Origin of the sequence: Streptomyces sp. NPDC028722, from assembly GCF_040637655.1 — a bacterium.
In the GTDB taxonomy this organism is placed as follows: Bacteria; Actinomycetota; Actinomycetes; order Streptomycetales; family Streptomycetaceae; genus Streptomyces.
This window is the reverse complement of sequence record NZ_JBEZWU010000007.1, coordinates 318786-329191: the sequence shown is the minus strand read 5'-3', so window position 1 is coordinate 329191 and position 10406 is coordinate 318786. Positions and strand designations below refer to the sequence as shown.

Genomic DNA, 10406 nt, shown 5'->3' with positions numbered 1-10406 from the left:
ACGGCGGTGAGGGCGCCCCGGGCCGGTGACGGCCCGGGGCGCCCTCACCTTTCCCGCCGGGCCCGGGACGCAGGGGTCAGGTGGCGCAGCCGGCCGGTTCCCCGGTGGTCCGGTCGCCGCCGGGGGCGGTGGGTGCCGTGCCTCCTCGCCGCCACAGCCGTTCCAGGGCGAGGGGCAGGCCGATCACTGGGATGAGCCAGACCTGGACGTAGAGCCGGTCCTGTTCCACGGCCAGCGGATGCGCGGCCATGGTCGCGAATCCGGTCAGGCCGGTCGCGAGGACGCACAGGGCCACCGGCACCGAGCGTTTCCACAGCCCCCACGCGCCGGCCGCGACGAGGGTGAGCAGCAGCGGGGCGAGGGCCTCCTGCTGGAGCCACTGCCACCAGTAGGAGACGTTCAGCCGGAGCAGGGACCGCCACGGGCCGGCGACCTCGGGATAGGTCCAGTGCAGGGTGAACATGTCCTGCAACGAGTCGGTCATGCCGGGCAGCCCGAACGCCCTGCTGACGACGAGCAGGGCCACGGTGCCGGCCGTCGAGAGCCCGGCCAGCACCCAGGTGCCGCGATGCCGTGCGCGCCGGACCAGGACCAGCACCGTGCAAGCGGCCGCCGCCAGGAACGGCCCCACGATCAGGAAGCTGGAGTACTTGACGGCGGACCCCAGGGCGAAGGCGCAGGCGAAGAGCACCGCGCCCCGTGTGACCCGGCCGCGCAGCAGCCAGACCGCGGCGAGCAGCAGGGCCGTCATCATGGCGATCACCGGCCCTTCGGACAGGGGGCGCCCGCCCCACCGCGCGAGCGGCGTGACGTAGTACAGGACCTGGCCGAGGACGGCGGCCGGCGGCGGGGAGCGCAGCGCGCGCAGCAGCAGGTACACGAGCCATCCGGCGGCCGTGGTGAAGGCGAGCGCCACCGCGGTCAGGCCCGCCTTGGTGCCGAGCAGTGCCACGAACGGGGCGGCCATCAGCGGGTAGCCGGGCCGGGTGCGGAAGATCCGCTCGTACTTCGGGCTGGTGGGGGTGAGGCCGTCGCGGTACTTCGTCTCGCAGGTGTGCCGGTACGCCGCCTCCCGTCCCGGCCCGCGGAACTTTCGCTGGTCCAGCAGCCGGTTGCGGTGCACGAGCCGGGCGGTGTCCGCGCAGTAGGCGGCGACGGCCTTCTGCCTCGCCTGCCGGGGGGAGTCGCCGAGGAACCGGTAGGCCTCGCGGGCGTAGCGGTAGGAGTCGTTGGAGAACCGGGTCGCCGGATAGGCGAAGACGTGCAGGACGAGGAAGACCACGGCGGCGAGCAGGGGCAGCGCCCGCAGGCGGGCGAGGTGAGCCGTTCCGCCGTCCAAGGGTCCCTCCAGTCCGGTCGGTGCGGGAACAGGAATCGGCAGGGCCGAGCGTGACGATCCAGCGTATAGCGGGATGTTGTCGGCGTACCGGACGTCAGGGGGCGGGCCGGAACAGCGCGAGCAGCCCGGCCCCGTACCAGCCGGCGAACACCGTGCCGCTCCCGTACACCATCCAGCGCACCTCCCGCCGGGCCCGGGCCAGGGCGGGCGCCGGCGACAGCAGCAGGACGGGCAGGAACGGCAGCATGAAGCGGGGCTTGGAGAACGGCGCGCCGTTCACGCCGACCATCAGCAGCCAGGCGCCCGCCACGAGCAGCACCAGAGGCCAGGGCACCCGCCGGTCCAGCGCCAGGGCGACGGTCCCGACGGCGACGGCGGCGATCGCCGTCAGCACGGCCACGTACCGCATGTCGGAGGAGTGGTGCCCGGCCGCGTGGCGCAGGAAGTGGAGGGTGCCCCGGCCGAGGTCGAAGGACTGGCCCCAGGCCTGCTGCGCCTCGAACCAGCCCGCGACCGAGCCGATCCGGCTGCCGAGGTACAGCCAGCTGCCGACCAGGCCGAGCGGCGCCAGCACCGTCGCGGTCAGGGGCCGCAGGCCGTCACGGCGGCCGGCCAGCGCCGCCAGCCCCGTCAGGGCGGTGACCGCGACCAGTACCGACGCGGTGGGACGGACCGTCCCGGCCAGCGCGCACAGGAGCCCCGCCGTCACCCACCTGCGGGCGAGCAGGGCCACGAGCGCCCACATCAGCACGGCGGTGAACACGGCCTCGGAGTACGGGATCCAGAGCACGAACGCGTACGGCGAGCACGCCCACAGTCCCACGCAGACGAGGGCGGCGCGGTGGCCGACGACGGCCCGCGCCAGGGTGTGCGCCCCGCTCGCCGCGACCGCTCCGGCCACCCAGGAGACCAGCACACCGGCGTGGGCGAACGTCAGCCCGGTCACCGCGTGCACGGCGCGGATCAGCCCGGGGAGCAGGGGGAAGAAGGCGAGCGTGCTGTAGCCGGGCACCCCGTCGGCCCGGAAGGGGAGCCGGTCGGGGTAGCCGTGCGCGGCCACGGACAGGTAGTGGGCCGCGTCCCAGCGGCTGAATACACCCGTCACGCCGTGGCCGAGATGCCGGTTCAGCACCAGCAGCACGGCGAATCCGAGGAGGGACAGCGTCAGCTGGAGGGCGACGGCACGGTAGGTCTCGCGCGGGACGAACGCGACGTGCACGGGCTGCCGGCGCACCGCCTCGCGCAGCCGGGCCCGCAGGCTGCCGGGCGCGCCGGGCGGCCGGCCGGAGGCGACGGCCGACGGAGGGACCAGTTGGGCCACGGTGACTCCACGGGGATGCGGTGCGGGTACGGCTCGGCGGAACGGCGCCCTGCACCCGACTCACCTCAGCAGGCTCGCCACCAGCCGGGCGGCGCTGCGGACCCGCGGCCGGGCCACGTGCCGCACCACCGGCCCGATCACCCGCGCCGTCACCCCCACCGGGCGCCAGCACAGCTGGAGACGGCCGGGGTCGCGGCCCTCCGGTTCGAGGACGATCTCGTGCGGGGTGACGCCGGAGCGGTAGGGCACGCGGATCCGGTGCGCGGGGAAGTCCAGCGGAGCCAGCAGCAGCCCGGTGTGGGACAGGCCCTGCTGGTCCAGGCGGACCAGCGGGTGCCGTACGCCCTCGAAGCCGGGGAGGGGCAGCCGGGCGGCGGCCAGGTCGAGGCGGACGGTGCCTTCGAACACGCCGGGCCGGACCGGGTCCAGCCGGAAGGGGACCGTGAGGCGGTGCCCGCTGGGGGAGAGCACCAGGCAGGCGCGCTGCGGGCCGACCGGGAGGCGCAGTCCGGGGTCGTAGGTGCGCACGGTGAGGGCCAGGGACGCCCCGGGGCCGGGGGCCAGTGCCGTGATCTCGTGGCGGAACTGGGCCGTGGGGAAGGGCCGGGTGTCCAGCTCCAGCTCGGACAGGTCCAGTTCACGGCGGGCACGGTCGGTGGCGGGGACGGTGTCGCCCCAGTACGGGCCGCCCGCCGCGTCGGCGGTGACCCGCCTCGGCGCCACTCCGTGCCCCAGTCCGCGCGCCGCCAGCCGGACCTCGGGCAGCCGGCCGTCGCGCAGCAGCTCCAGCACCACCCGCTCGGCGCGGGGCAGCCGGGCGTACGCCTCGGGGGCCAGCGTGTCCAGGTAGGGGTTCACGAGGCCGGCGAAGGACGTCAGCCACTCCTCGTCGCGGTACGGCAGGTCGCCGGCGTACATCCGGAAGTCGTGCTTGAGGAACTTGTAGTCCTTGTCCGCCCGCAGCCCGGCGTGCCCGCTGCTCACCAGGAAGTCGTCGATGAGGTGCTGGACGTGGACCCGGTCGCGGACGTTGGCGATGCGGTGCCGCTGGTTGGAGATGGAGGCGGAGGCCGCGTCGGCGAACGGCTCGATGTACCAGACGTACACCGGGTCGGGGATGATCGTGAACGCCGTCGCCAGGCAGTACGCCTGCGCCGAGAACAGCTGGTCCTCGTAGTGGATGCCCTCGGGGAAGCGGAGCCGGTGGCGGTCCAGGAAGGAGCGGGCGTACATCTTGCCGGTCGACAGGTGTTCGAAGAACAGCCGCGGGTCCGCCGCGATGCCCTCCACCGTGCGGCGCTCGGCGACCAGGTGCGGCATCCACGTCGACTCCTGGCCGGTGTCCACCCGGATCCGGCGGACCGCGCCCATGGTGAAGTCGACGTCCCGTTCGCGGTGGGCCGCGAGCAGCGACTCGACCGACCGCGGCGGGAGTTCGTCGTCGCTGTCCAGGAACATCAGGTACGGCGCCCGGGCGATGTCCACGGCCCGGTTGCGCGGGGCGCTGCACCCGCCGCTGTTGCGGGGCAGGCGGAGGTAGCGGATGCGGTGGTCGCGGGCCGCCAGCTGACGGGCCACGGCCGGGGTGTCGTCCTCGGAGTGGTCGTCGCTGATGACGATCTCGATGCCGGGGTGGGTCTGCGCGCGCACCGACTCGACCGCGCGGGGGAGGCGGGCGGCGTCGTTGTAGACGATGACCGTGACCGTGACGTCGGGGCGGGTCATGCCGTGGCCTCCTCGGGGGTCGGGGCGGGGGTGCGGTCCTCGAGCGGGAGCACCGGCGGCAGCGACTCCTCCGGTTCGCCCAGGAACACCCGCCGTACGACCCGCTCGGCGGCGCGTCCGTCGTCGTACTCGCAGAACCGGCGCCGGAACGCCGCCCGCGCCTTCGCCGCGCTCTCGTCGCGCCAGGCACCGGAGGCGAAGATCTCGGCCAGTTCCTCCTGGGTGCGGGCGACCTGGCCGGGGTGTTCGGCCATCAGGTCGAAGTAGACGCCCCGGGTGGTCCGGTACGTCTCCCAGTCGTCGGCGTGGATCACGATCGGGCGGTCCAGGTTGGCGTAGTCGAACATGATCGAGGAGTAGTCCGTGACCAGCACGTCGGCGGCCAGGCACAGTTCCTCGACGGGGTCGTAGGAGGAGACGTCGATGATCCGGCCGGAGCGGCGCAGGCCGGTCAGCGGGGAGGCCGCGCCGCCGTAGAAGTAGTGGGCGCGCACGAGGAGGACCGTGTCGTCGCCGAGGCGGTCGGCGAGGGCGGCGAGATCCAGGCGGGGGGTGAAACCGGCCTCGTAGTCGCGGTGGGTGGGGGCGTACAGGACGGCCGTGGTGCCGGGCGCGATGCCGAGGCGGGCGCGGGCCGCGCGGACGTCGGCCGCCGTGGCCGCGTAGTAGACGTCGTTGCGCGGATAGCCGTGGTCCAGGGACGTGTAGCGGGCCGGGTAGGCGCGCTCCCACATGCGGGTGGAGTGGCTGTTGGCGCTGACGCTGTAGTCCCACCTGTCGATCCGGGCCAGCAGGGCGGCGAAGTCCAGGCCCTTCGCGGCGGCCGGATGGTCCATCTGGTCCAGGCCCATGCGCTTGAGCGGGGTGCCGTGGTGGGTCTGGAGGTGGATCTGGCCGGGGTGTTTGACGACCGCGTTGGGGAAGTTGACGTTGTTCGTCAGATACGTGGCGGTGGCCAGGGTCTCCCAGTAGCGGCGGGTGCCGGGGACGACGTGGTCGGTGCCGGGCGGCAGCAGGGCCGCGTTCCGGCCGGTCACCACCCACACGGGGTGGATGTGCGGGGCGAGTTCGGCGAGTTTCGCGGCGATCGCGGCCGGGTTGCAGGCGACCCCGCGGTCCCAGTACGCGGCGAACACGGCGAGGTCGGGGCGCAGCGGGCGGCTCAGGGCGCGGCGGTACTGGTGGTCGCGGACCTTCGCGCCCAGCCGCCGCTTGTGCGTCCGTACCGCCTTGCGGGCCGCGCGGCGGGTGCGGTTGGCGGCCTGGAACGCCCGGTACCGGTGGTACGCGCCCTCCTCCAGCAGCGCATGCCGGACGCCCTCCAGGCCCGCCGGCCGCTGACGGCCCTCGGGGCGCCAGCGGAGCGCCGCCAGGGAGGCGCGCCGGAAGAACTCGCGGGCCACGGGGTCGGGCAGGTCCTCGCGGGCGAAGGTGCGCAGCAGGTCACGCACCATCAGGTCGTACAGCACCGTGCGGACGGCGCGGCGCTCCCCGGTGAGCGGGAGCAGCGACTCGTAGCGGTCGACGAGCGCGAGCCGGTCCTCGGGGGCGTGCGGCGGCAGGCTCTCGGGGCGCAGCACCCGGTTCTCGTACGCCGCCTGGTTCAGGCAGGCGACGCGGCCGGCGCACAGCAGGGCCGCGTGGGCGGCGCGCGGCTCGTCGTCGGTGGTGAGCCGCTCCTCGTGCGCCCGCCAGAACGCGGCGCGCAGCGCGCGGTCGCCGAGCAGCGGGGTGAGGCGCAGCAGATGGGGGGCTCCGGCCAGGAGCAGGGGGGCGCGGCCGACGGCGGCGAGGTGGCGGCCGTCCCGGGAGGGGGTGGCGGCGGTCTGCCAGGTCGTGGTGACGTGGTCGAAGAGCAGCACGTCGACGGGGGTGTCCGGGTCACCGGGAGCACCGGGGACGGCACCGGTGGCGTCCAGCTCGGCGGTCCGTTCGGCGATCAGGCGGGGCGCGCCGGCGGGCAGGCCGTCCTTGGCGTGCACGAAGTGCAGCCAGCGGCCGGACGCGCGGGCGGCGCCGGCCGCCCGCGCCGCCGCGTCACCGGTGCCCTCCGGCAGGGCGACGGTGACCGTGTCCGGGGCGTGGTGCTCGGCCGTCTCCCGCGCCCACGCGCCGACCGCGACGACGATCACCTCGGCGTCGGTGAGCGGGTGGGCCTCCAGCGAGTCGAGGAGTTCGGTCAGATGCCCCTGGGTGTTCGGCCCGTAGACGATCACGCTCAACTGGGGCATCGCGGTGGACTCCTTCGGCTCGATGTCTCCGGGCACACCCTCCATAACATACTGTCATTAAACAGATAAAAGGGATGAGTGTGCCCGGTGTAGGAGCCCGTCCGGGGCCGGTCAGCTCTTGGCAGCCGGTTTGGCAGCCGGTTTGGCGGCCGGCTTCTTCTCGCCGGTGAAGGCCTCGTACTCCTTCATGACCTCCTCCGTCGGCCCGTCCATGCGCAGCTCGCCGCGCTCCAGCCACAGGACCCGTTCGCAGGTGTCACGGATCGACTTGTTGTTGTGGCTGACCAGGAACACCGTGCCCGCGTGCTGCCGCAGCTCGCGGATCCGCTGCTCGGAACGCTTCTGGAAGGAGCGGTCACCGGTGGCCAGCGCCTCGTCGATCAGCAGGACGTCGTGGTCCTTGGCGGCGGCGATGGAGAACCGCAGCCGGGCGGCCATGCCGGAGGAGTACGTGCGCATCGGCAGGGTGATGAAATCGCCCTTCTCGTTGATCCCGGAGAAGTCGACGATGTCCTGGTAGCGCTCCTTGACCTGCTCCCGGGACATGCCCATCGCGAGGCCGCCGAGGTGGACGTTGCGCTCGCCGGTGAGGTCGTTCATCAGGGCCGCGTTGACGCCGAGCAGGGAGGGCTGGCCGTCGGTGAAGATCTGGCCGTTCTCCACCGGCAGCAGCCCGGCGACCGCCTTGAGCAAGGTGGACTTGCCCGAACCGTTGGTGCCGATGAGCCCGATCGCCTCGCCCTTGTACGCGACGAACGACACCTTGCGCACCGCGTGCACCCGGCGCACACCGGCCGCCTGCTCGGTCTGCCGGCGGCGCAGAATGCGGTTGAGGGCGGCGGTGGCGGAGCCGCGCCCCGCGCCGGTGCCGTTGACCCGGTAGACGATGTCGACGCGGTCGGCGACGACGGTGGGAACCTTCCCGGCCGCCCCGCCGGTCCCGGTCGTCCCGGCGGTCTCGATGGTCCCGGTCGTCCCGGGGGTCTGCTCAGCCACGGCCGTACGTCTCCTCAGCCTTCCAGAAGTAGATGAAACCGCCGATGCCGGCGAGCAGGGCCCAGCCGGTGGCCGCCGCCCACACGTGCGGGGGCAGGGACCTGGCGTGGAAACTGTCGATCAGGGCGAACCGCATCAGGTCGATGTAGACGGCGGCCGGGTTGATCTGGAGCAGGACGGTCACGACGTGCGGCAGGTGGTCATGCTTGGTGATCTTGTCGATGCTCCACATCACGCCGGACACGTACATCCACGTGCGCAGCAGGAAGGGCATCAGCTGGGCGATGTCCGGCGTCTTGGCACCCATCCGGGCCACGATCATCGACACGCCGGCGTTGAACGTGAACTGGAGCACGAGCGCCGGGATCGCCAGCAGCCAGGAGACGGAGACCGGTACGCCGAAGCAGAGCAGGATGACGACCAGCGCGGCCATGGAGAACAGCAGCTGCTGGAGCTGCTGGAGCGCGAAGGAGATCGGCAGCGCGGCGCGCGGGAAGTGCAGGGCGCGGACCAGGCCCAGGTTGCCGGAGATCGCCCGGGTGCCCGCCATGATCGAACTCTGTGTGAAGGTCCAGATGAACACGCCCGTGACCAGGAAGGGCACGTAGTCGGGCACGTGCTGCTTGGTGTTCAGCAGGACACCGAAGATGAAGTAGTAGACCGCCGCGTTCAGCAGCGGGTTCATGACCTGCCACACCTGGCCGAGCTTCGCCTGGCTGTACTGCGCGGTGAGCTTGGCGGTGGCGAACGCGCCGATGAAGTGGCGCCGCGCCCACAGCTGGCGGACGTACTCCGGCAGGGTGGGGCGGGCGCCGCTGACCGACAGGCCGTGCCGGGCGGCCAGGGCCGCGAGGTCGTCGTCGGTCCGGGCCCGGGTGGGGGGCGGTGTGTGGAGGACCTGGCTCACATCCGCTGCTTTCGCTCGGGGGGGGAGGGGGCTGCTGCGTCCGGCTGCCGCCGGGGTCGCCGCGTCCGTGTCCGTGTCCCGTCGTCCGGCGTTTCCCCGCGTTTCTCTTTACGTTCTTTACGTCGGGACGGGACCGTATCGTCGCAACGCGAGCGTAGGCCCAATCCACGTCGGAACGCAACCGTTTCGTCGCTACGGCCTATGCTGTGCGGCATGACGACGAACGCCGTGCCCGCCGACGAGCCGCCGGCGCGTCCGCGCCGCCGGGCCCCCGCCGGGGCCGCCGTCCTCCGCGAGGACGTGACCGAGGCCATCCGCGCGGCCGTCTTCGAGGAACTGGCGGCGGCCGGGTACGCGCGCATGTCCATCGAGGGCATCGCGCGGCGGGCGGGCGTGGGCAAGACGGCGGTGTACCGGCGCTGGCGTTCCAAGCTCCACCTGGTCCTGGACGTCGTCTCGGCCATGGCGGTGACGGGCTTCCCGGTCCCCGACACCGGCTCCCTGGAGGGCGACCTGCACCTGCTGTACGAGGTCACCTCCCGCGCCCTGCGGCACCCGGTCGCCTCGCAGGTCATCCCCGACCTCCAGGCCGAGGCCGCCCGCAACCCCGACCTCGCCGAGGCGTTCCAGAAGGCGCTGCGGGACGGCCAGGAGGGCGTGGCCAGCAGGATCGTCGCGGCGGCGGCGCAACGCGGCGAACTCCGCGCCGACGTCGATCCCGACCTCGCCCTCGACCTGATCTCCGGCCCCCTGTACTGGCGCTCGGTCGTCATCCGCTCCCCGAAGCCCCCCAAGGGCTATCTGGCGAAGCTGGCACGGGCCACAGCGGCGGCGCTCAGGGCGCTGTGAGTCCGTGCCCCGGCCGGCGCGCCCGGCCGGGGGCCGCGTTCCCTACGAGCGCGCCGCCTCCGGATGGCTGCGGACCCAGCCCTCCCACGCGGAGGTGATCATGTCCTGGACGTCGTACTTGGCCTGCCAGCCCAGTTCCGTGGCGATGCGGGCGGCGGAGGCGACCACGCGGGCGGGGTCGCCGGGGCGGCGGGCGGTGACGGTCGGGGGGCGGTCGTAGCCCGTGACCGCGTTGACGCGGTCGATCATCTCCCGGACGGAGACCCCCTCGCCGCGGCCGATGTTGAGCGTCAGGCCGGTGCCTGGCGCGGAGGCGAGGGCGCGGGCGACGGTCACGTGGGCCTCGGCCAGGTCGGCCACGTGGATGTAGTCGCGGACGCAGGTGCCGTCGGGGGTCGGGTAGTCGTCGCCGAAGATACGGGGCCGCGCGCCCTCGGTGAGCCGCTCGAAGACCATCGGGACCAGGTTGGACACGCTCGTGTCGGCCAGTTCGGGCGTGGCCGCGCCCGCCACGTTGAAGTAGCGCAGCGAGGCGGTGGCGAGGCCGGTCGCCCGGCCCGTGGCGCGCACCAGCCATTCGCCGGCCAGTTTGGTCTCGCCGTAGGGGGAGAGGGGGCGGCAGGGGGTCTCCTCCGTGACCAGGTCGACGTCGGGCATGCCGTAGACGGCCGCCGAGGAGGAGAAGAGGAAGGAGGGGATCTCCGCCGCCGTCACCGCCGCCAGGAGGACGCGCAGGCCCTCGACGTTCTCCCGGTAGTACTCCAGCGGCCGGTCCACCGACTCGCCCACCTGCTTCTTCGCCGCCAGATGGACGACCCCCGTGACCCCGTGCGCGGCGAGCGTGCGGGCCAGCAGTTCCCCGTCCAGGGTGGAGCCGCGCACCAGCGGCACCTCGTCCGGCACCCGCTCGGCGAGCCCCGTGGACAGGTCGTCGTAGACGACCGCCCCCTCGCCCGCCTCGGTCATCGCCCGGACGACGTGCGCCCCGATGTATCCGGCACCGCCGGTGATCAGCCAGGTCATGTGCGGCCGTCCCCT

General features: G+C 73.3%; 8 protein-coding genes. 1 reads left to right on the top strand and 7 read right to left on the bottom strand.

The window, feature by feature from the left end; genetic code table 11:
• Nucleotides 1-76: 76 nt before the first annotated feature.
• From AB0F03_RS14785 to AB0F03_RS14760, 6 genes are all read right to left on the bottom strand, one after another.
• Nucleotides 77-1339, bottom strand: coding sequence for a hypothetical protein (locus tag AB0F03_RS14785; RefSeq protein WP_361990764.1), 1263 nt, complete (start codon nucleotides 1337-1339; stop codon nucleotides 77-79).
• A 94-nt stretch (nucleotides 1340-1433) separates the two neighbouring features.
• Nucleotides 1434-2660: a hypothetical protein gene (locus AB0F03_RS14780; RefSeq protein WP_361990761.1), complete on the bottom strand. Its 1227-nt coding sequence runs from the start codon at nucleotides 2658-2660 to the stop codon at nucleotides 1434-1436.
• A gap of 60 nt (nucleotides 2661-2720) precedes the next feature.
• The gene (locus AB0F03_RS14775; protein ID WP_361990759.1) at nucleotides 2721-4385 is read right to left on the bottom strand and encodes a glycosyltransferase family 2 protein; all 1665 of its coding nucleotides are present in this window, start codon (nucleotides 4383-4385) and stop codon (nucleotides 2721-2723) included.
• Entirely contained in the window at nucleotides 4382-6616 is a 2235-nt protein-coding gene (locus AB0F03_RS14770; protein ID WP_361990756.1) for a CDP-glycerol glycerophosphotransferase family protein, read from the bottom strand. The genes AB0F03_RS14775 and AB0F03_RS14770 overlap by 4 nt, the downstream gene beginning before the upstream one ends.
• 111 nt (nucleotides 6617-6727) lie before the next feature.
• The gene (locus AB0F03_RS14765) at nucleotides 6728-7579 is read right to left on the bottom strand and encodes an ABC transporter ATP-binding protein (RefSeq protein WP_361990859.1); all 852 of its coding nucleotides are present in this window, start codon (nucleotides 7577-7579) and stop codon (nucleotides 6728-6730) included.
• Between the two features lie 25 nt (nucleotides 7580-7604).
• On the bottom strand, nucleotides 7605-8519 hold the full coding sequence (locus AB0F03_RS14760) for an ABC transporter permease (RefSeq protein ID WP_361990753.1): 915 nt from the start codon (nucleotides 8517-8519) through the stop codon (nucleotides 7605-7607).
• 213 nt (nucleotides 8520-8732) lie between these two features.
• On the opposite strand from AB0F03_RS14760, the gene AB0F03_RS14755 reads away from it, so the two are divergent.
• Complete coding sequence (locus tag AB0F03_RS14755; RefSeq protein WP_361990750.1) at nucleotides 8733-9368, top strand: TetR/AcrR family transcriptional regulator; 636 nt, start codon at nucleotides 8733-8735, stop codon at nucleotides 9366-9368.
• Between the two features lie 42 nt (nucleotides 9369-9410).
• Here the strand turns inward: AB0F03_RS14755 and galE are convergent, their stop codons facing one another.
• Nucleotides 9411-10391: a UDP-glucose 4-epimerase GalE gene (gene galE / locus AB0F03_RS14750; RefSeq protein WP_361990747.1), complete on the bottom strand. Its 981-nt coding sequence runs from the start codon at nucleotides 10389-10391 to the stop codon at nucleotides 9411-9413.
• Nucleotides 10392-10406: the final 15 nt, after the last annotated feature.

Bases quoted from the DNA above. Each gene is read 5' to 3' on its own strand.
- AB0F03_RS14775 (WP_361990759.1), bottom strand. From the start codon at position 4,385: ATGACCCGCCCCGACGTCACGGTCACGGTCATCGTCTACAACGACGCC.
- AB0F03_RS14770 (WP_361990756.1), bottom strand. From the start codon at position 6,616: ATGCCCCAGTTGAGCGTGATCGTCTACGGGCCGAACACCCAGGGGCAT.
- AB0F03_RS14755 (WP_361990750.1), top strand. From the start codon at position 8,733: ATGACGACGAACGCCGTGCCCGCCGACGAGCCGCCGGCGCGTCCGCGC.
- galE (WP_361990747.1), bottom strand. From the start codon at position 10,391: ATGACCTGGCTGATCACCGGCGGTGCCGGATACATCGGGGCGCACGTC.